This window comes from Xanthomonas sacchari (genome assembly GCF_040529065.1).
Taxonomy (GTDB): domain Bacteria; phylum Pseudomonadota; class Gammaproteobacteria; order Xanthomonadales; family Xanthomonadaceae; genus Xanthomonas_A; species Xanthomonas_A sacchari.
On sequence record NZ_CP132343.1, the window covers coordinates 3,724,676 to 3,746,341 of the forward strand.

Below are 21,666 nucleotides of genomic sequence, written 5' to 3' on the forward strand. Positions count from 1 at the left end.
TTCAAGCGTCCCGGCTCACGCCGGCCCGGGCTGGGGCCGCGGCGCGGTCTCCGGTGCGCCCGCCGACGGCGTCGGTGCGTCCACCAGCGGCGCCTCGGCGACCGGCTCATCCGGTGCCGTCGGTGCCTGCGCCGATGCGGGATCTGCCGGCGTGGCCGGCGCCGTCTCCAACGGGCTGACATCGAACGGCATGCGCAGCAGCAGCGCTGGCAGCAGCGTGGTCAGGGCCGCGTACAGCAGCAGCGCGCCGAACAGCGCGTCGGCGATGGCGAAGCGGTCGCGCAGGATCCCGGCCAGCACCAGGGTGAAGATCAGCGTCGGCGACAGCGCCAGCGACACCCGCAGGCTGCTGCGCGCGCCTTCGCCGAACAGCACCCGCCGCTGCAGCCACAGGATGCCGATGCGCAGCGGCAGCACGCAGGCGGTCATGGCCAGGCCGAGGCCCAGTGCCTGCAGGCTCAGCGCCCCGCTCGGCACCTTGGTGCCGGCATTGAAGAAATAGAACGGCACGAAGAACGAGGCGAACAGGCGCACCGCCTGCAGGTTCTCGTCGGAGGCCAGCAGCGGCATGCGCTGGCGCAGCAGCCGCGCCACCAGGCCGGCGATGAACGCACCGACCAGGTAGTACACGCCCAGCGAATAGGTGATGTAGGCGGCGATCAGCCCGACCATCACCAGCAGCGAGAACTCCGACCCCGGCGCCTGCGGCGCCACCCAGCGCCCCAGGGCCACGAACAGCAGCGGCAGGCCGACCAGCATCGCCACCAGCGCCAGGCTGGACAGGCCCATCTGCCAGGGATCGCCGGCCTGCAGGATCACGAACAGCGCCGCCAGCGCCAGCAGCTCGCCGGCGATGGCCTTGCTGGTGACCCAGAAGCGTTCTTCCTCGTCCAGCCCCAGCCGCCCCAGCGACTCGATGATGAAACCGGTGGACGGGGTCAGCAGGGCCAGCGCCAGCAACCCGGCCGCCTGCCACGGCAGCGCGGCGTAGCGCCAGGCCAGCCAGCCGACGCCGAACAGGGTGGCACCGCGCACCACCAGGTGCAGCAGCAGCGGCCACAACCCACGGCGCAACGCCTTCGGGTCCACCTCCAGGCCGGCGAACAGGAACAGCGAGGAGATGCCGAGCGTCGCCAGCAAGGTCACCACCGGATCGTGCGCGCGCGGCCCCATCGCCAGCATCGCGATGATGCCGAACAGCAGGCAGGTCAGCGGCGCCGGCATCTTGAAGCGTTGCAGCGCGCGCGGGATCACCAGCAGGGCGAAGATCAGCAGCAGGTAGATCAGTTCGTGGCTCATCGGGCAGGAGATTCCGGTGGGGACCCGCCAGCGGCGGCAGCGGCGATGATGCCGGGTCGGCCGTGTGCTGCGCCATCACGGCGGAGCGCCGGCTGCGGTCGCGCCACCGCGCGGCGCCTGCATGCGCCCCGCGAAGGACACGTCCTCGCTGTGGCGGATTCGCGTCGCCTGCAGGCATCCGTGCCCGACACGCATCGTCCAACGGCGTACACGCAGCGCACTCCAACGCCGTGCCGAACAGCCGCGCACACGCAGTGGCTCTGCCGCAACCGCCAGCCCCCGTTGCCATTGCGCGTGGCGCCGGTGCCACCCCGCACCCGATTCATGCCGATTTGCGCATGGTGCACGGATTCGCAAGATCCCGGTCACACGCACGAAACCGCCCGGTACGACCATGAGCGCCCCTCACGCAGCTGCGCAACCGATGACCGTTTCGGCGTATTTCCGCACCCCTTCTCCGACCCTGCTGGCCCTGGCGCTCGCCGCCGGCATCGCCTGCGCCCACGCCGCCGAGGCCACCGACGCAGCAGAGACCGCCACGCCTGCCGACAGCAGCGACCAGGTTTCCACCCTCGACCAGGTGCAGGTGCTCGGCCAGGCCACCACCTACGCCAAGATCAACGTCAGCAAGGAGGCGCTGGACCGCCAGTTCGCGATGAGCAGCGTCAACGACGCGCTCAACGAACTGCCCGGCGTGATCGCCACCGAGGCCGATGCGTTCGGCTCCTCCGACTGGGGCACCCAGATCAGCATGCGCGGCTTCGTCACCAACCGCGACGACCAGCAGATCGGCACCACCATCGACGGCGTGCCCAACGGCGGCTCGGCCTACGGCGGCGGCTCCAAGGCCAACCGCTTCATCGACACCCTGGACCTGGAGACGGTGGAGGTCAGCCAGGGCACCGCCGACATCGCCTCGCGCTCCAACGAAGCGCTTGGCGGCACCCTCAACTTCCTCACCAGCGAACCGCTGGACCAGCAGCGCGTGCGCCTGGCCTTCGGCATCGGCGATAACCAGGCGCGCAAGTACTACGCGCGCTACGACAGCGGCGACCTCGGCGGCACCCGCGCCTGGGTCAGCGGCTCGCACGCAAGCAACGACGACTGGATCGACGGCAGCGGCCACACCACCCGCGACCACCTGGCCGGCAAGTTCGTCAGCGACCTCGGCGCGTGGACGCTCAGCGGCTACCTGTCCTACGACGACGCCAACGAATCCGAATACAGCAGCGTCACCCCGGCGCAGTTCGCCACCGATCCGGACCACGACCTGCTCACCGGCACGCTCACCGGCATCCCTTACTACGACCAGAACTATCGCTCCGGCTCGCGCGCGCTGCGCAAGAACACCTTCGGCTACCTGCGCGGCCTGTTCGACGGCGGCAACGGTTTCAAGGCCACCCTGACCGGCTACGCGCACCGCATGCAGGGCCGCGGCGATTGGATTCCGCCGTACCTGGTCGACGTCACCAACGATGGCGCCGGCCAGCCCGAGTCCGAATACACCGGCGGCCACACCGTGTACGGCGGCAGCGCGCTGGGCAAGCTCTACTTCGTCACCCCGAGCGGTGCGGCGGCGAGCATGCTGCCCGGCTGCGCCGACACCGCGACGCTGCCGGCCGAGTCCAACCCGGCCTGCTACCCGGCCGGCTCGCTGCCGGTGCAGTCCTACCGCCACAGCCACTACGACAACCAGCGCGGCGGCGTCACCGCCGACGTGGAATGGGCGCAGGATTTCGGCGGGCTGCACAACACCGTGCGCGGCGGCCTGTGGCTGGAACGCTACGACCGCAGCGTCACCCGCGACTGGCACCGCCTGCTCAACGTCGGCACCAACATCGCCTTCGACCACACGCCGTACTGGGTGCAGTTCAAGGACGACTACCGCACCGACGAGCAGATGTACTACGTCGAGGACGTGATGCGCTATGGCGACTTCGCCTGGCGCGTGGGCGTCAAGCAGTTCTTCGTCGACCAGACCCGCGACCGCCGCATCGGCGACGCCGCGCACATCGAATCGGATTCGCACTCCGATCCGCTGTTTTCCGCTGGCCTGACCTGGACCACGCCGATCAAGGGCGTGGAGGCCTTCGCCGGCTTCTCGCAGAACTTCGCCGCGATCCCCTCCGGCGTGCTCGGCGAGACCGATCCGCTGGTGCTGAGCAAGGTCAAGCCGGAAACCGCCGACAACATCGAGGTCGGCCTGCGCATGAGCCGCTGGCCGCTGACCGGCAGCATCACCCTGTACGACATCCGCTTCGACAACCGCATCGTCTACGTGCCGGCCAACTTCGTCACCGGCATCGACTACCTGGGCGAGACCGACGGCGTCTATGAGAACTTCGGCGGCGTGCACGCGCGCGGCGTGGAGTTGGCGCTGGGCTACGCCTGGGACAACGGCTGGCGGCTCAACGGCGCCTACACCTACAACAAGGCCACCTACCTGGGCAGCGGCAACGCCGCGCGCGACCAGGCGCTGGAGATCGCCCCCGGCTCGCAGGTGATCGGCCAGCCGCGGCAGACCCTGGTGCTGTCCGCCGACTGGCAGGGCCAGCGCTGGCACGGCGGCCTGTCCGGCCGCTACCTGGGCCGGCGCTACCTGGACGCGGCCAACAGCGCGGCGCTGGATGCGGTGACCACCTTCGACGCCAACCTTGGCATCGCCCTGGGCGGACTGAGTCCGCAACTGCAGCAGGCCAAGCTGGACCTGGTGATCAGCAACCTCACCGACAAGCGCTACCTCAACGGCGTGGACGGCAGCGACAGCGCCTTCATCGCGCCGCCGCGCACCGTCGGCCTGACCTTCATGGTCGACCTGTAACCGGCGCCGTGGCAGTCTCGCGCCGGCGGCCACTCCTGGCCGCCGCCGCATTGCGTTTCCCCGGACCACCATGACCGACCAGACCCGCCGCCGGCTGCTCCGCGCCGGCCTCACCGCCAGCGCCGCTGCCCTGCTGCCGCCGAGCATCGCCCGCGCCGCGGCGATCGCCCCGGACGTGCGCAGCGGCACCCTGGACGACCTGCAGCACGTGGTGATCCTGATGCAGGAGAACCGCGCCTTCGACCATTACTTCGGCAGCCTGCCCGGCGTGCGCGGCTTCGGCGACCGTTTCCCGATCCCCGCCCCGCCGCTGCCCGACACCGCACCGCGCACGGTGTGGCTGCAGCCCAGCGCCGACGGCAGCCGCCAGCTCGCGCCGTTCCCGCTGCGCACCGCACACGACTTCGCCACCATGCGCGTGCAGGGCACCCCGCACACCTGGCCGAACGCGCAGCAGGCCTGGGACCACGGCCGCATGGGCCAGTGGCCGGCGGCCAAGCGCGACCACGCGCTGGCCTACTACGAACGCGACGACCTGCCGTTCCAGTTTGCCCTGGCCGACGCCTTCACCCTCTGCGACGCCTACCACTGCGCGATCCAGGCCGGCACCAATCCCAACCGCATCTTCCTGTGGACCGGGCAGAACGATCCGCATGCGCGCGCCGGCGGCCCGGCGATCGCCAACTCGCACGACAACTTCCCGGAACTGGGCGGCGACCCGGACGACTATCGCTGGCCCAGTTATGTCGAGGCGCTGCAGCAGGCCGGCGTGTCCTGGCAGATCTACCAGGACATGGCCGACAACTTCACCGACAACCCGCTGGCCGGCTTCGCGCCGTTCCGTGCGGCCTGGCGCGGCGCGCCCGGGCACGATCCGCAACTGCGCGCGCGTGGCGTGTCCAGCCGCAGTCTGGCCCAGTTGCGCGAGGACGTGCTGGCCGCGCGGCTGCCGTCGGTGAGCTTCATCATCGCCGACGCCGCCGGCAGCGAGCATCCCGATCCGTCCAGCCCGGCGCAGGGCGCGGCCTACACCGCGCGCGTGCTCGATGCGCTGACCGCCGATCCCAAGGTGTGGGCACGCACCGCACTGCTGCTGATGTTCGACGAGAACGACGGCTTCTTTGACCACGTGCCGCCGCCGGCGCCGCCTTCGCCCTCGCCGTCGCACGATCCGGCCGTGACCGCGGCCGGCGGCTGGGCCGGCGCCTCCAGCGTCGCCACCGATGGCGAATACCACCTGCATCCGGCGCCGGGCGATGCCAAGGCGGACCCGCCGGAACTGCGCGGCCGCCCCTACGGCCTCGGCCCGCGCGTGCCGATGTACGTGATCTCGCCATGGAGCCGCGGCGGCTGGGTGGATTCGCAGGTCTATGACCACACCTCGGTGCTGCGCCTGCTGGAGCGCCGCTTCGGCGTCGCCGCCAGCGGCGTGAGCGCCTGGCGCCGCGCGGTCTGCGGCGACTTGCTCGACGCCTTCGATTTCCGCCAGGCCGATACCCGCCCGTTCGTCGCCGACCTGCCGGATGTGCGCGAGGCAGCGGCGCGCGCCGCCGCATTGAGCGACCACGCGCTGCCACCGTTGCCGCCGCAGTTGCAGGCGCCTCGGCAGGCGTTCGGCGTGCGCCGTTCGCGCGCCCTGCCGTATCGGCCGACGGTGCAGCTGCAGTACGTGCAGGCACGTGGCGAGGTGCAGTTACGCATGGCCAATGCAGGCGCAGCGGCGGTGCTGCACGTCTACGATCGCTACGACCTGGCCGCACTCCCGCGCCGCTACACGGTCGGCGCCGGCGCGACCCTGGACGGCACCTGGACCACCTACGACGGCAGCTACGACCTGTGGCTGCTCGGCCCCAACGGCTTCCACCGCCACTACCGCGGCGACCTCAGCGCCCCGCTGCTGCAGGCCGAGATCGCCCAGGAACCGACCAACGCGGAGGCGCTGTGCCTGGTCCTGCGCAATCCGGGTGACGCGCCGCTTAGCGTGTCCCTGGAACCGGCCGCCTACGCCCAGGCGCAACCCCGCCAACGCGTGACGCTGGCGCCCGGTGCCGAGCAGCGCATTCGCTGGAATGCCAAGCCGAGCGGCGGCTGGTACGACCTGTGGCTGGTCCAGGACAACGCGCGTCAGCGCCTGGCCGGCCGCGTGGAAACCGGCAAGCCCGGCATCAGCGACCCGGCGATGGGCGGACCGGCGCGGCTGTATCAGGAGCCCGCCGGAGGCGGGCGGGATTGGGGAGTCGGGATTGAGGATTCGTGAAAGCGCAATCCGCGCGCCGACACGCTTTTGCCAATCCCGAATCCCCAATCCCAAATCCCGGCTGTCCCTAATCCCGGCTCTCAAGCACCCCGATCGTCCGCAACCAGGTCTCCACCAACTGCGGCCACTGTGCGATCGGCAGGTTCTTCGCGCGCAGGCCGAAGGCATGACCGCCCTTGGCATAGATGTGCATTTCCGTCGGCACGTCGGCGTGGTTGAGCGCGACGTAGTACGCCAGCACCTGCGAGATGCCGTCGACATAGTCGTCCTGCGCCTGCAGCAGGAAGGTCGGCGGGGTGTCGGCGGCGACGCGGATGTCCGGACGCAAGGCCAGATCGGTGAAATCGCGGGTGTCGGCGTCCTCGTCCTCGTGCACCCACAGATGGCCGGGATACACGGCGATGGCGAAATCCGGGCGGCAGCTCACGCGGTCGGCGGCATCCACCAGCGGATAGGTACGCTGGGCGAAATGCGTACTGGTCGCGGCCACAAGGTGGCCGCCGGCGGAAAAGCCCATCACCCCGATCTTGTGCGGGTCCACGCCCCAGGTGGCGGCCTGCTGGCGCACCAGGCCCAGCGTGCGCTGCGCGTCCTGCAGCGCGGTCTGCACCTTGGGGTAGTAGCGCCGGTCGTTGACCCAGGTCGGCCCGGAGTTGGGCACGCGGTACTTCAGCAGCACGCAGGTGATGCCGCGCGAGACCAGCCAGTCGCAGATCTCCGTGCCCTCCAGGTCCATCGCCAGCATCTGGTAGCCGCCGCCGGGAAACACCACCACCGCGGCGCCGGTGTTGTGGCCCTGCGCCGGGTACACGGTCATGGTCGGCCGGCTGACGTCGTGGATGGCAGGCCACCACGGCTTGCCCGGGCCGGGACCGGCCGTTTCCGGCTTCGGGTGCGGCAACGCATCCGGCACCGCGCCGGGCCAGATCGGCACCTGCACGTGCCCCGGCGTGGGTTCCCAGACCCGCGCCTGCGCGGCGTGGGCAGACAGACCGAGGGCGATGGCCAACGAACAGCACACGAATCGACGCATGGGACGCTCCGAACAGGGGTTGGGAATGAAAGGGACCGCACGATCAGTGAGCACGGCCGCGGTGGCCGTGGCCGTTGGCACAACGCTGGCGATCGCACGCGGCATCCCCACGATGGCGCCGCCGACGATCGCGAGCAGCGGCTCGTGCGAATGGCTCTTGTCCCGTTTGTGGAATCAGCCGCGACGGACCTTCGCGGCAAAGCCTGTCGCGGCTGAAGCCGCGCCTACGGGAGAGCGACCTGCCTCCGGCGCGATTGCGGCGAGCGCAGGCGATACGGCGCGCGCAACGCGCCTAGCCGGTACGCAGCGTCTGCGCAGGCAGCGACGCCACCACCGCCTGCGCCACCGCCTTCAGCGTCGCATCGCGCGCGGCGCTGTCGACCGTGGCGCCGTTGAGATACGCGGTGAGCAGCAGCGGCGTGGCCCGCCCCGGCGCCCACACGATGGCGATGTCGTTGCGGGTATCGGTGCCGTTGCTGCCGGTCTTGTCGCCGATCCGCCAGCCCGCCGGCAGGCCGGCCCGCAGGCAGTCGTTGCCGGTGCGGTTGTCGCGCATCCAGTCGATCAGGCGCTGCCGCGAGACCGGCTGCAGCACCTGCCCGAGCAACAAGGCACGCATCGTCGCGGCCATCGCCGCCGGCGTGGTGGTGTCGCGCGGATCGCCGGCGACAAACTCGTTCATGCCCGGCTCGTTGCGGTCCAGTTGGGTCTGCGCATCGCCCAGCGCACGCAGGAAGCGGGTCACCCCGGGCGGGTCGCCGACCAGCGGCAGCAACAGGTTGGCCGCGGTGTTGTCGCTGTAGATCATCGCCGCGCGGCACATTTCGACCACGCTGAGGCTGCCGCCGACATGGCGCTCGGACACCGGCGCATTCGCCAGCAAATCCGCCTTGCGCACCGGCAGGCGCCGCTCCAGGGACAGCTCACCGCGGTCGACCCGCTGCAGTACGGCCCCTGCCAATAGAAATTTGAAGGTACTGCACAGCGGGAAGCGCTCATCCTGGCGCTGCCAGCCCAGCGTTGCGCCGCTGCCGTCGAGCAGACTCACGCCGAGCCGGCCGCCGCTGCGCCGCTCGATCTCGGCCAGGCGCTGCTGCAGCGTCTGCGCAGGCTGTTGCGCGGTTTTTGCCTGTGCTGCAGCCACCGCCAGCAGGCTCGCGCCCATGCCCACGCCCTGCAGGAACCGTCGTCTCGTCAGCATCGTCCACCTCCGTCGGGAGCCAGGATGATGGCCGCATTGACCCACCCCCACCAGCGAGGTTATTCAATCGCACCCATGAGCCGAATTGATACCTGGCAATGATCCGCCCGCATCTGCCGCTGAATGCCCTGCGCGCCTTCGAGGCCGCGGCGCGGCACCAGAACCTGACCCGCGCCGCCGCAGAGCTATGCGTGACCCAGGCCGCGCTGAGCCACCAGATCAAGCATCTGGAGGCGCGCCTGGGCGTGGTGCTGTTCCAGCGCCTGCCGCGCGGTGTGGCCCTGACCGACGAGGGCCTGCGCCTGCATCCGGTGCTGACCGAGGCCTTCGACCGCATCGCCGGGACGCTGCAGCGCTTCGCCGGCGGCCGCTACCGCGAGACGCTGAGCGTGGGCGTGGTCGGCACCTTCGCGGTGGGCTGGCTGCTGCCGCGGCTGGACGCCTTCCACGCCGCGCATCCGGACATCGAACTGCGCGTGTACACCCACAACAACCGGGTCGACCTGGCCGGCGAAGGCCTGGACCTGGCGATCCGGTTCGGCGATGGCGACTGGCAGGGCCAGCACGCCACGCCGATCCTGGACGCCCCGTTCGCACCGGTGTGTGCGCCGGCGCTGGCGCCGCTGCTGCGCACGCCCGCCGACCTCGCCAGGACCACGCTGCTGCGCTCCTATCGGCTGGACGAATGGCCGCGCTGGCTGCAGGCCGCCGGTGCGCCCGACGTGCAAGCCGGCGGCCCGATCTGCGATGCCTCGCTGACCCTGGCCAGCATCGCCGCAGCCGGCCACGGCGTGGCCCTGCTGCCGCTGCGCCTGTTCGCCCAGGATCTGGATGCCGGGCGATTGGTCTGTCCGTTCAGCACGCGCATCGACCTGGGCCGCTACTGGCTGACCCGGCTGCGCTCGCGCGTGGAAAACGACGCCGCCCGGCGCTTGCGCGCGTGGCTGCTGGCCGAGCAGGCGGCGTCGGCCGAGTGAGTCGGCCTGGCGGCGGCGCAGGAAAGTGCCTGGATGTAACGGTTTGTCGGGTACTCGGCCAGCGTGAACGGCATCGCCGAAACAGCGCGCGAAACTGGTAACGATACCCGCGTGAAGATTTTGTGCAGTGCCGCTTGGCGACCGGTTTGGGGCGAACTATGATCCCGGTCGCAGTCGCAATGTGCGCCTGGGGAAGGCGCCCACAGTTTCTGGGGGAAACTTGCTGATGAACCGTATTGCCTTGACCGCCCGTCCGGGACTGGTCTCGCGTGACGTCGTGCTCGCGGCCGCGCTGGCCTGCCTGTGTGTTCTGCATCTGGCCTACTTCCTGCGCGGCGGCGCCAGCGAATGGCATTGGGCGCTCAGCGCTGCGGGCCTGGCGCTGATGGCGCTGAAGGCAGGCCTGCGGCCGACGCCGACCGCCCGCCCCTCGCTGCAGAGCCTGCGCTCGCGCACGCCGCTGGACTGGGCGGCGATCGCCGGTGGCCTGCTGGTCGTGGCCAGCGCCGCGGCCTGAGCGTCACAGGCCGGCGCTCTCGCGCTCCGGCCTCGCCTGGAGCCGCGTCAAGAAGCGATTGAAGCCCCTCTCCCACTGGGAGAGGGGTTGGGGTGAGGGTACGCCGGCACGCACGGCCGGCTGCTCCGGGCTCCGCAGGCGCCCGCACCCTCATCCGCCCCTTCGGGGCACCTTCTCCCGCAGGGAGAAGGAACTGGCCCGACGGGAATCATCCGAGTTCGGCGGCGACACCATCGCCGAGCCGCATCCGCGCGAACAGACCCGGCCCGAACATCCACCTCTCACGTCTCTCCTGCGCTCGCCTGAGCCACGGCGCCCGCTACACGGCGCGCTTGCCGGCCTCGCCGCCCACCTGCGCCGCCACCAGTTGCCGGAAGGCGTCGCGCTGCGCGGCATCGGCGAACCAGGACATCGGTACCAGGTCGAACAGGATGTCGTTCTGGTACAGCATCAGCACCTGCGGATTCTCGCGACAGCGCACGTAATCGCGCCAGGAACGACGCACGCGGCCATCCGCCCAGGTGACCTCCAGGCCGGCCTCGTCCCAGCGATAGGTGAGGCGATGCCGCAACGTCGCCTGTTGCGCATACAGGCGGCGGAGCTTGCGCGGCATCGTCCATGCCGACTGGATGGTCTGGCCGATCAAGCCACCGCCACCGGCGCCGGCGCCGGCGAGCATGTCCAGGCCGGAGCCATGCCGGGCGAAGGCGAACAGCGTCAATCCGCTCAGCAGCAACGCCGCCATCGCCACCAGCACGCGCCGCACGGCGCGCCGTTGATGCAGGCGCTGGGCGATCAGATAGTCCTCCAGCGTGATGTTGCCGCTGATCGTCATGCTGTTCCTCCCGCTGTCCTCCATCGGCCAGAGCGGGAGCGTGCCACGCGCGGCAGGGCCGGCGCAAAGCCGCCGGCAAGCGCGCTGCGCGGCCCTCCACCGCGGCGTCGGTCTACCTGCCAGCAAGGCAGGCCCACGGCGCGCCTCAGCCGTCGATCAACTCCATCCACGTCTGCTCGGCCTGCGCCAGTTCGCGCGCGGCGGCCTCGCGCTCGCGGCCCAGCACCGCCATCTTTTCCGCATCGGCGTAGTGCTTGGGATCGGCGAGCTGGCAGTCGAGCTCGGCCAGCGCCGCTTCCAGCTCGCCCACACGCTTCTCCGCGGCGGCCAGCTTGTGCGGGTTCGGCGGCTTCTTCGCCGGCAGCGGCTTGACCGGCGGCGGCGGGGTCGGCGCGGCCTCGGCCAGTTTCTGCTTGGTGCCCTGCGCGGCCGGGCGGGTGCGCAGCCACGCGGCATAGGCGTCGAGGTCGCCGTCGAACGGCTCCACCACGCCGTCGGCCACGCGCCAGAAGGTGTCGCAGACCAGGCCGATCAGGTGGCGGTCGTGCGAGACCATCACGATCGCGCCCTCGAAATCGCTCAACGCCTCGGCCAGCGCCTCGCGCATCTCCAGGTCGAGGTGGTTGGTCGGTTCGTCGAGCAGCAGCACGTTGGGCTGCTGCCAGGCGATCAGCGCCAGCGCCAGGCGCGCGCGCTCGCCGCCGGAGAAGCCGTCGACCGGCTCGAACGCGCGATCGCCGGGGAAATTCCACTTGCCGAGGAAATCGCGGAACGCCTGGTTGCTGGCGTCCTTGTCGATCTCGCGCATGTGGTCCATCGGCGACTGGCCCTCGTGCAGCGACTCCACCGTGTGCTGGGCGAAGTAGCCGATGCGCAGGTCCGGATGCGCCATGCGCTCGCCGGCGATCGGCGGCAGTTCGCCGACCAGGGTCTTGACCAGGGTGGTCTTGCCGGCGCCGTTGGGGCCGAGCAGGCCGATGCGCTGGCCAGCCTCCAGGCCGAAGCCGACGTTGTGCAGGATCACCGCCTCGGCGCCGTAGCCGGCCTCGGCGTGGTTGAGGCGAATCAGCGAGAACGGCAGCTTGGCCGGCGGCGCCAGTTCGATGCGGAACTCGCGTTCGGCGCGCACCGCCTCGGTGCCGGCCAGCTTCTCCAGGCGCTTCATCCGGCTCTGCGCCTGTGCCGCCTTGGACGCCTTGGCCTTGAAGCGGTCGATGAAGCTCTGCAGGTGGGCGCGCTCGGCCTGTTCCTTCTCGTGCGCGATCTGCTGCTGGCGCAACTGCTCGGCACGCTGGCGCTCGAAATCGGTGTAGCCGCCGGTGTACAGCTTGGCGCCGCCGTTGTGCAGATGCAGGGTGTGGGTGGCGACGTTGTCGAGGAACTCGCGGTCGTGCGAGATCAGCAGCAGCGTGCCCGGATACTTCAGCAGCCACTGCTCCAGCCAGTACACCGCGTCCAGGTCGAGGTGGTTGGTCGGTTCGTCGAGCAGCAGCAGGTCGCTGGGCATCATCAGCGCGCGCGCCAAGTTCAGGCGCACGCGCCAGCCGCCGGAGAACGAGGACACCGCGCGGTGATGGGTCTCGGCCGGGAAGCCGAGGCCGTGCAGCAGCTTGCCGGCACGCGCATCGGCGTCGTAGGCGCCCATCTCGGCCATCTTGGTGTGCGCGGCGGCCACCGCCTCCCAGTCCTCGCGCGCGGTCGCCTCAGCCTCTTCGGCCAGCACCGCGGCCACTGCGGTGTCGCCGCCGAGCACGAAGCTCAGCGCCGGGTCCGGCAGCGACGGGGTTTCCTGGGCGACGCTGGCGATGCGCACCTTGCCGGGCAGGTCGACGTCGCCCTTGTCGGCCTCCAGTTCGCCCTTCACCGCCGCGAACAGGCTGGACTTGCCGGCCCCGTTGCGGCCGACCACGCCCACCCGGTAACCGGCATGCAGGGTGAGGTCGACATTGGACAGCAACAGCCGCTCGCCGCGGCGCAAGGCGAAATTACGTAGGGAAATCAAGGCAGGGCACTCGGCTAGCGAGGCGGAAGTGTAGCCGCTTCGCCCGCCCCGGCCCACCCGGGGCGGCGACGCGGCGCGGTCCGGGGCTGTCCCCTGGGCACCGCAAAAAACCGGACCCAGGTCCGCATTTGTATACGCGCCGGCGTGAAAAACGGATTTCAATCCGATGGCAACCGCTGCACCGCAGCATTCACCCACCCCAATGGAAATCGCCAGACCCACGCCACTCCCACCAGCCACTGGAGTCTCCGCCCGATGACGCAACGCCGCCTCCCTCTCGTCAGTGCCGTCCTGCTCGCGCTCGCCTCCGCCAACAGCCTCGCCCAGTCCCAGCAGGCGCCGACCACGCTGGACAACATCATCGTCACCGGCACCCGCATCGCCGACCGCACGGTGGCCGAATCGCAATCGCCGATCGACATCATCGCGCCCGAGGCGCTGCAGGCCACCGGCGCCAGCGACCTCGCCAGCGCCCTCGGCAAGCTGCTGCCGTCGCTGAACTTCCCGCGCCCGGCGATCAACGACGGCAACGACGCGCTGCGCCCGGCGACCCTGCGCGGCCTGTCGCCGGATGCGGTGCTGGTGCTGCTGGACGGCAAGCGCTACCACACCACCTCGCTGGTCAACTACAACCCGTCGGTCGGGCGCGGCTCGGCACCGGCCGACCTCAACTCGATCCCGATGTCGGCGATCGCGCGCATCGAGGTGCTGCGCGACGGCGCGTCGGCGCAATACGGCTCCGACGCCATCGCCGGCGTCATCAACATCGTGCTCAAGCACGGCGCCAAGCCCGGCAGCAACAGCGTTTCCGTCAGCGGCGGCATCATGGACAAGGGCGACGGCGCGCAGAACGGCATCGACGGCTCCTACGGGCTGGCCTTCGGCGGTGCGCCGGGCGGCGAGGCGCCGGGCTGGGTGCGGGTGTCGTGGAACTACCTCAATGCGATGAACACCAACCGCGCCGAGAACACCGACAAGGCCACCACCCTGGCCGGGGCCGCCAACCCCAGCGGCGTTCCCTACGAGCGCTACGGCGACCCGGCGCTGAAGACCTATCAGGGGCTGGTCAATTTCGGCTATGCGCTCACCCCGCACGTCGACCTGTACGGCTACGCCAACTTCAGCCGCCGCGAGGTGCTGTCCAACGGCTACTACCGCGCCTGGGACAACAGCGACCGCAACGTGCAGGCGGTCTACCCCAACGGCTTCCTGCCGCAGATCTACAACCCGTCCAACGACCGCGCCGCCGTGCTCGGCGTCAAGGGCAGCACCGACAACGGCTGGACCTGGGACGTCTCCGCCGACTACGGCAAGAACGACGTCACCTTCGACCTGCGCAACACCATCAACACCAACCTGTACTGGAGCACCGGCGCCTCGCCGACCCGCTTCAACGCCGGCGGCTTCCGCAACGAGCAGAACGCGCTCAACGCCGATTTCAGCAAGTCCCTGGACTGGGGTCTGGCCTATCCGGTCAACCTCGCCTTCGGCGCCGAGTACCGGCAGGACAAGTACGCCGTGGTGGCCGGCTCGCCCACCTCGATCTACTTCGATCCGAACGCCATCAACCCCGAGACCGGCGCGCCCTACCCCGGCGGCTCGCAGGTGTTTCCCGGCCTGTCGCCCTCGGTGGCCGGGCAGTTCCAGCGCCACAGCAAGGCGGTGTACGCGGACCTGGAAGCGGACCTGAGCGAGCGCCTGTCCGGCGGCGTGGCCGCACGCTACGAGGACTACAGCGATGCCGGCACCACCCGCTCGGGCAAGCTGTCGGCGCGCTACCAGCTCAACGACGCCTTCGCCGTGCGCGGCACGATCTCCAACGGCTTCCGCGCGCCCTCGCTGGCGCAACAGAACTACGCCTCGGTGGTGACCCTGCCGGTGGACGGCGTCCTCAGCCAGATCGGCACCTACCGCACCTCCGATCCGGTGGCGATCGCGCTCGGCGCCAAGCCGCTGGCGCCGGAGAAATCCACCAACTACAGCATCGGCGCGGTCTGGCAGCCCGGCGGCGGCTTCAATTCCACCCTGGACCTGTACCAGATCCGCATCTGGGACCAGATCCTGTATTCGGACCAGATCTCGCTGGCCGTGCCGATCGGCCAGGTCAGCGCCGCGCAGTTCTTCGTCAACGGCGCCACCACCCGCACCCGCGGCGTGGACTGGGTGAGCAACTACCTGCTCGACCTCGACCGCGCCGGCACGCTCAACCTCAGTTTCAGCGCCAACTACAACAAGATCGAGATCCTGGAGATCTCCGATCCGAACTTCGGCCGCGCCAGCCAGGGCCTGCTGACCGACGCCACGCCTCGCACCAAGTACGTGCTCAGCGGCGACTGGACCCTGGCCGGCTGGACCCTGCACGGCGACGCCACCCGCTACGGCGCCATCACCCGCCGCGGCGACGATGCCGACGGCAGCCAGGACCAGGCGTTCGCGGCGCGCTGGCTGCTCAACCTGTCCACCAGCTACGCCTGGCGTGACCTCACCTTCACTGTCGGCGCCGACAACGTCACCAACCAGTACCCGACCCGGACCGCGCTTAACAACATCTACGACGACCGCCCCAACGGCCTGCAGTACTCGCCGCTGTCGCCGTTCGGCTTCAACGGGCGCTACTGGTACGGGCGGGTGAGCTACCGCTTCTGAGAAGGCCAGGGACCGTGGCGTGGCCGCAGGGGCGCGGCCACGCAGCGGAGCGGAGCGGGCGACTTAGAACGTAAAAGAATAAGAACATGCGCTTGCATCCTGCGACGCAGCACGCATGTTAAAAAATAATAAGCCGCCCCTGGGACGCGGCCTGCCTGGCCATGCCGGCCGCCGTGCCCCGCCTGCCGTTTCGGCACCTGCTGGAGTTTCCATGAACCGTCCGTTGTCGCTGCTGGCGAGCGCCGTGCTCGCCGCCCTCGCCACTCCCTCCGTCTTCGCCCAGACCGCCCCCGAGGCGTCCAACTCGCCCAGCACGCTGGACACGGTGATCGTCACCGGCACCCGGGTCAGCGACCGCACCGTCGCCGAGTCGCAGTCGCCGATCGACATCATCACCCCGGAGGCGCTGCAGGCCACCGGCACCTCGGAACTGGCCACCGCGCTGTCGCGCGCGTTGCCCTCGCTGAACTTCCCGCGCCCGGCGCTGACCGACGGCACCAGCGGCATCCGCCCGGCGCAGTTGCGCGGGCTCTCGCCCGACCAGGTGCTGGTGCTGGTCAACGGCAAGCGCCGCCACACCTCGGCGATGATCAACGTCAACGGCACCATCGGCCGCGGTTCCTCGGCGGTGGATCTCAACGCGATCCCGATCGCCGCGATCGAGCGGGTGGAAGTGCTGCGCGACGGCGCCTCGGCGCAGTACGGCTCCGACGCCATCGCCGGCGTGGTCAACATCGTGCTCAAGGGCGCCAGCGAAGGCGGCAGCCTGGCGGTTGAGCACGGCCAGTACTCGGCCGGCGACGGCGCCAAGTCGCAGTTGTCCGGCGACACCGGCGTCGGCTTCGGCGATGGCCGCGGCAGCCTGCACGTGGCCGGGCAGATCAGCCAGCAGGACGCCACCAACCGTGCCGGTCCCTACCAGGGCACCGCGCCGAACACCGGCAACTATCCCGGCATCGGCCAGACCACCTTCGTCTACGGCGACCCCAAGGTCGACGCCACCGCGGTCTCGGCCAACAGCGAGTTCCGCTTCAGCGACCACCTCACCGGCTACGCCACCGCGATCGCCAGCAACCGCGACATCACCTCGTTCGCGTTCTACCGCTCGCCCAACCACAACGGCCAGACCGCGCTGCTGGCGCAGGTCTATCCCGACGGCTACGTGCCGCAGATCGAGCAGTACTCCAAGGACCGCTCGCTGATCGCCGGCCTGAAGGGCAGCACCGCCGGCGGCTTCGCCTGGGACATCAGCTATAACTACGGCTACAACAAGGTCGACTTCCACACCGCCAACAGCATCAACTACAGCCTCGGCGTCGACAGCCCGCGTCGCTTCTACGACGGCGCGCTGGAGTACACCCAGAACGCGGTCAACGCCGACTTCACCCAGCCGCTGGAGTGGGGCCTGGCCTATCCGGTGACGCTGTCCTTCGGTGCCGAGTATCGCCAGGAGAAGTGGAACCAGTCGCCGGGCGAGCTGGCTTCCTATACCGGCACCACCGGCGGCGCGCAGGGCTTCGCCGGTTTCGCGCCGCTCAACGCGGTGCATTCGGACCGCCACAACTACGCGGTGTACGCGGGCCTGGAAGCCGACCTCACCGACAAGTTCTCCGCCGGCCTCACCGGCCGCTACGAGGACTACTCGGATTTCGGCAGCAAGACCTCCGGCAAGCTGTCGGCGCGCTACGCGTTCACCGACAAGGTCGCGCTGCGCGGCACCGTCGCCAGCGGCTTCCGTGCGCCGTCGCTGGCGCAGCAGCAGTACCAGGCGGTGACCAGCAGCTACATCAACGGCAGCTTCTTCGAATCCGGCACGTTCCCGGTGAACAGCGCCGTGGCCCAGGCACTGGGCGCGGCGCCGCTGAAAGCCGAGACCTCGCTGTCCTACAGCCTGGGCCTGGTGCTGCAGCCGGTCGAGCGCCTGTACCTGACCGTGGACGCGTACCAGATCGAGATCGACGACCGCATCCTGCTCTCGTCCAACCTCAACGACGCAGCGGTGCTGGCCAAGCTGCGCCAGCTCGGCTACAGCAACGTCACCAGCGTGCGCTACTTCAGCAACGCCGCCGACACCCGCACCCGCGGCGTCGACGTGGTCGGCACCTACAGCATCCCGTTCGCGGCCAGCACGCTGGACCTCACCGCCAGCTACGGCTACAGCAAGACCGAGATCACCCACGCGGTGACCCAGCCGCAGGCGCTGGCCGCCATCGGCTCGACCCAGACCACGCTGGGCCGCGACGAGATCGGCCGCCTGGAAGACAGCTACCCGAAGGACAAGCTGATCCTCAGCGGCACCTGGAAGCTGCCGAAGTGGGACCTGAGCCTGGCCGCGACCCGCTACGGCGAGTTCACCGTGCGCAATTCGGCCACCGCCGCACGCGATCAGACCTATGGCGCGGACTGGGTGGTCGACGCCTCGGCCAGCTTCAAGCCGAGCACGAACTGGACGCTGACGCTGGGCGCGGACAACGTGTTCGACCAGTACCCGGACAAGACCGCCAACCTGATCAACTCCACCTACGGCATGCTCCCGTACAGCAACTACTCGCCGTACGGCTTCAACGGCGCCTACGTGTACGGGCGGATCAATTACCGCTGGTGATCGCGAGACCAGGCGCGCTGATAGCGCCTGCGCCGAGCACGACGACGGCCCGGGTTTTCCGGGCCGTTGTTTTTTGGGGCGGGGATTCGGGATTCGGGATTCGGGATTCGGGATTGGCAATTTATCGGTTTGCGATGTGCTCGCCTGCCTGTTTTTTTGTGGGAGCGGCTTCAGCTGCGACGCGATCGCGCATGGGTCGCGGCTGAAGCCGCTCCTACGAAACGCAACGCAAGAAACGTGCACGACGTTGTCGCACGGCGTCTCCCCTGGTTGAACCGAGCGTGCCTTGCCATACCCGCCTCAACGAGCCAGAAGAACGCGTCGCACGCGCTTCGGTATAGCCTCAGCAGCGTACGCCGTAGCACGCGTAGGAGCGGCTTCAGCCGCGACGCCTGATCAATGAAGCGTCGCAACTGACGGCATGGCTGAAACGACCAACCACGCGATGGCCACCTTCGACGACACAACCGCTGGCCAATCCACACGAAGACGCCCGCAGCCCGCAGCCCGCAGCCCGCAGCAGCCCGCAGCAGCCCGCAGCGTCAAGCAGGACACGCACCCCATCCCGCGCAAGCACAGCGCAGGCACGACGCCATCGCGCGCGACCCGCATTTTGTCTACAACTCCAGCAAATCCGCGGATGCGCGCTGCCGCAACGCCTGCAGCGTTGGTTGCAACTGCAACCTCCGCGTTGCACTTAACGGAACATTGACACTCCTTACATCCGCCGGTAATCCCTAGGGAGCGTCGCCGCATCCGCCAGGGGACAGGGAGCGCGCATGCAGCGACGCCTTCCCCCACTACTGGAGCCGCCTCCCTCATGACGCGTACGCTCACTCCGCTCGCCCATGCCGTCGCCCTGTGCCTGGCGACGTCCGCCGTTTCCGTCCATGCGCAGAACAGCGGCAACGCGCAAACGCTGGACACCGTCATCGTCACCGGCACGCGCGTGGCCGACCGCACCGTGGCCGAATCGGCGTCGCCGATCGACATCATCTCGCCGGAAACCTTGCAGTCCACCGGCACCACCGAACTGGCCACCGCGCTGTCGCGCGCCGTGCCCTCGCTGAACTTCCCACGCCCGGCGATCACCGACGGTTCCGATGCGGTGCGCCCGGCGCAACTGCGCGGGCTTTCGCCGGACCAGGTGCTGGTGCTGGTCAACGGCAAGCGCTACCACACCACCGCCCTGGTCAACCTCAACGGCGCGCAGGGCCGCGGCTCGTCGCCGGCCGATCTCAACACCATTCCGATCGCCGCGGTCGAACGTATCGAAGTGCTGCGCGATGGCGCCTCGGCGCAATACGGCTCCGACGCCATCGCCGGCGTCATCAATATCGTGCTCAAGGGCAGCGGCAGCGGCGGCAGCCTGGCCGGGCGCTACGGCAAGTACAGCGCCGGCGACGGCGAGCAGTACCAGCTCTCCGGCGATGCCGGGCTCACCTTCGCCGAAACCGGCAGCGTGCATTTCGCCGCACAGGCCGGCCACCAGGACCAGACCGACCGCGCCACGCCGTACCAGGGCCAGGTGCAACAGCGCTACGGCGACCCCGACGTGGACCAGGGCGCGTTCTCCTACAACGGCCAGTACAGCCCGGCCGACTACATCACCTTCTATTCCTACGCGATGCTCAGCCGCCGCGAAGTGCTGTCCAACGGCTACTTCCGCTGGTCCGGCGACAACCGCAACCGTCCGGAAATCTACCCGGACGGCTTCCTGCCGCAGATCTACAACGTCAGCAAGGACGTGTCCTGGGTCGGCGGGGTCAAGTCCAGCACCGCCGGCGGCCTGGCCATCGACCTCAGCTACAACTACGGCCGCAACGACCTGAGCTTCGACGTGCGCCACAGCCTCAACAACAGCCTGGGCCTGGCCAGCCCCACCGAGTTCTACGCCGGCGCGCTGCAGGTCACCCAGAACGTGCTCAACGCCGACTTCAGCAAATCGCTGGCGGTCGGCCTGGCCTACCCGCTCACCCTGGCCTTCGGCGCCGAGTGGCGAGGCGAGAAGTTCAACGAATCGCCGGGCGAGCCGGCGTCCTACGTCAACGGCGGCATTCCCTCGGCCAACGGCACCCTGCTGCCGGGCGCGCAGGTGTTCGCCGGCTTCAAGCCCAGCGACTCCGGCCACTACGACCGCAACAGCTACTCGGCCTATCTGGACCTGGAAGGCGACATCACCGACAAGTTCTCCGCCGGCCTGGCCGGGCGCTACGAGAACTACAGCGACTTCGGCGACACCGCCACCGGCAAGCTGTCGCTGCGCTACGCCTTCAGCCCGAAGGTCGCGTTGCGCGCCACCGTCTCCACCGGCTTCCGTGCGCCCTCGCTGCAGCAGCAGTATTTCCAGTCGGTCGCCACCAACTTCATCAACGTCGCCCAGCCCGACGGCAGCATCGCCGCCACGCCGTTCGAGATCGGCACCTTCCGCACCGACAACCCGGCGGCGATCGCGCTCGGCGCCGAACCGCTGAAGGCCGAGAAGTCCAAGAACTACGGCCTGGGCCTGGTGCTGCAGCCGGTGGACGCGCTGTACATCACCCTCGACGCCTACCGCATCGACATCGACGACCGCATCGTGCTCTCGGAGAATCTCACCTCCACGGCGGTACGCAACTACCTGCAGAGCAACGGCTACGCCGGCATCGGCGGCGGCCGCTACTTCACCAACGCCATCGATACCAAGACCCAGGGCGTGGACGCGATCGGCACCTACAAGATCGCGCTGCCCGCGAGCAGCCTCGATCTCACCGCCGGCTACAACTACAACAAGACCGACATCGAGAAGATCGCCGGCAATCCTGCGGTGCTGGAAGCGATCGACCCGACCGCGGTGCGCATCGGTCGTGCCGAGATCGGCCGCATCACCCGCGGTTCGCCGCGCGACAAGTTCTTCCTGAGCAGCGTGTGGTCGCCCGGCGCCTGGGCCTTCACCGCCACCGCCACGCGCTGGGGCGAATTCACCGACTTCGGCACCACGCCCGCCGCCGATCAGACCTATGCGGCCAAGTGGACGCTGGATTTGTCGGCGGCCTACACGCTGGGTCGCTGGCGCGTCACCGTCGGCGGCGACAACGTGCTCAACGAGTACCCCGACCGCTCGCGCGCCGGTGCCGGCACCCGCACCTATCTGCCGTACAGCACCTCCTCACCGTTCGGCTTCAATGGCGCGTTCGCCTACGCCAACGTCAACTACAGCTGGTGATGCGTGTGCGGCGGCGGTGTCCCGAGGCACCGCCGCCGCATTTTCTATCGGCAGTCTCGACACCGCACCCCGCCACGTCCGCATCGCTGACGTGCGGCATCACCACGCTGCAGGAATCGGATGCGTGCCCGCGCAGCAGCGGTGGGATGTCGACAAGGCCTGCGCGTGCCGGCCTTGCCGATGTCGCAGGGCACAGCAGCGCACTGCGGCAGTCACCCGGTTTACGCGCACGGTCGCCGCGAGGCTCCATCCCAGCGCCACTGGCAAT

Annotated in this window: 12 protein-coding genes; 7 read left to right on the forward strand and 5 right to left on the reverse strand. The window is 69.5% G+C overall.

The annotated features are described in order from the left end of the window. Nucleotides 1–15: 15 nt before the first annotated feature. Nucleotides 16–1,299: a cation:proton antiporter gene (locus tag RAB71_RS15680; protein WP_010344328.1), complete on the reverse strand. Its 1,284-nt coding sequence runs from the start codon at nt 1,297–1,299 to the stop codon at nt 16–18. A 424-nt stretch (nt 1,300–1,723) separates the two neighbouring features. On the opposite strand from RAB71_RS15680, the gene RAB71_RS15685 reads away from it, so the two are divergent. Then, entirely contained in the window at nt 1,724–4,120 is a 2,397-nt protein-coding gene (locus RAB71_RS15685; protein WP_010344329.1) for a TonB-dependent receptor, read from the forward strand. A gap of 70 nt (nt 4,121–4,190) precedes the next feature. After that, nucleotides 4,191–6,377 carry a phosphocholine-specific phospholipase C gene (locus RAB71_RS15690; RefSeq protein WP_010344330.1) on the forward strand — a complete coding sequence of 729 codons (2,187 nt, stop codon included), beginning with the start codon at nt 4,191–4,193 and terminating at the stop codon, nt 6,375–6,377. Nucleotides 6,378–6,444: 67 nt separating this feature from the next. On the opposite strand, the gene RAB71_RS15695 is transcribed toward RAB71_RS15690, so the two are convergent. Further along, complete coding sequence (locus RAB71_RS15695; RefSeq protein WP_029562296.1) at nt 6,445–7,386, reverse strand: alpha/beta hydrolase; 942 nt, start codon at nt 7,384–7,386, stop codon at nt 6,445–6,447. 316 nt (nt 7,387–7,702) lie between these two features. After that, on the reverse strand, nt 7,703–8,611 hold the full coding sequence (gene bla, locus RAB71_RS15700) for a class A beta-lactamase (RefSeq protein ID WP_029562297.1): 909 nt from the start codon (nt 8,609–8,611) through the stop codon (nt 7,703–7,705). Nucleotides 8,612–8,709: 98 nt separating this feature from the next. Between bla and RAB71_RS15705 the strand changes: the two genes are divergently transcribed. Further along, nucleotides 8,710–9,588, forward strand: a complete 879-nt coding sequence (locus tag RAB71_RS15705; protein ID WP_010344333.1) for a LysR substrate-binding domain-containing protein — start codon at nt 8,710–8,712, stop codon at nt 9,586–9,588. 226 nt (nt 9,589–9,814) lie between these two features. Beyond that, nucleotides 9,815–10,105, forward strand: a complete 291-nt coding sequence (locus tag RAB71_RS15710) for a hypothetical protein (RefSeq protein WP_010344334.1) — start codon at nt 9,815–9,817, stop codon at nt 10,103–10,105. Between the two features lie 319 nt (nt 10,106–10,424). Here the strand turns inward: RAB71_RS15710 and RAB71_RS15715 are convergent, their stop codons facing one another. Both RAB71_RS15715 and RAB71_RS15720 read right to left on the reverse strand, forming a co-directional pair. Further along, nucleotides 10,425–10,940, reverse strand: coding sequence for a YcxB family protein (locus RAB71_RS15715; protein WP_010344335.1), 516 nt, complete (start codon nt 10,938–10,940; stop codon nt 10,425–10,427). 145 nt (nt 10,941–11,085) lie between these two features. Next, nucleotides 11,086–12,942 (reverse strand): ABC-F family ATP-binding cassette domain-containing protein, encoded by a 1,857-nt coding sequence (locus tag RAB71_RS15720; RefSeq protein WP_010344336.1) that lies wholly within the window; start codon nt 12,940–12,942, stop codon nt 11,086–11,088. Nucleotides 12,943–13,197: 255 nt separating this feature from the next. On the opposite strand from RAB71_RS15720, the gene RAB71_RS15725 reads away from it, so the two are divergent. The 3 genes from RAB71_RS15725 to RAB71_RS15735 all read left to right on the forward strand — a co-directional run bounded on the left by RAB71_RS15725 (nt 13,198) and on the right by RAB71_RS15735 (nt 21,398). Further along, entirely contained in the window at nt 13,198–15,588 is a 2,391-nt protein-coding gene (locus RAB71_RS15725; RefSeq protein ID WP_010344337.1) for a TonB-dependent siderophore receptor, read from the forward strand. Between the two features lie 211 nt (nt 15,589–15,799). After that, complete coding sequence (locus RAB71_RS15730) at nt 15,800–18,193, forward strand: TonB-dependent siderophore receptor (RefSeq protein ID WP_010344338.1); 2,394 nt, start codon at nt 15,800–15,802, stop codon at nt 18,191–18,193. Between the two features lie 820 nt (nt 18,194–19,013). Beyond that, nucleotides 19,014–21,398 carry a TonB-dependent siderophore receptor gene (locus RAB71_RS15735; RefSeq protein ID WP_010344339.1) on the forward strand — a complete coding sequence of 795 codons (2,385 nt, stop codon included), beginning with the start codon at nt 19,014–19,016 and terminating at the stop codon, nt 21,396–21,398. Nucleotides 21,399–21,666: the final 268 nt, after the last annotated feature.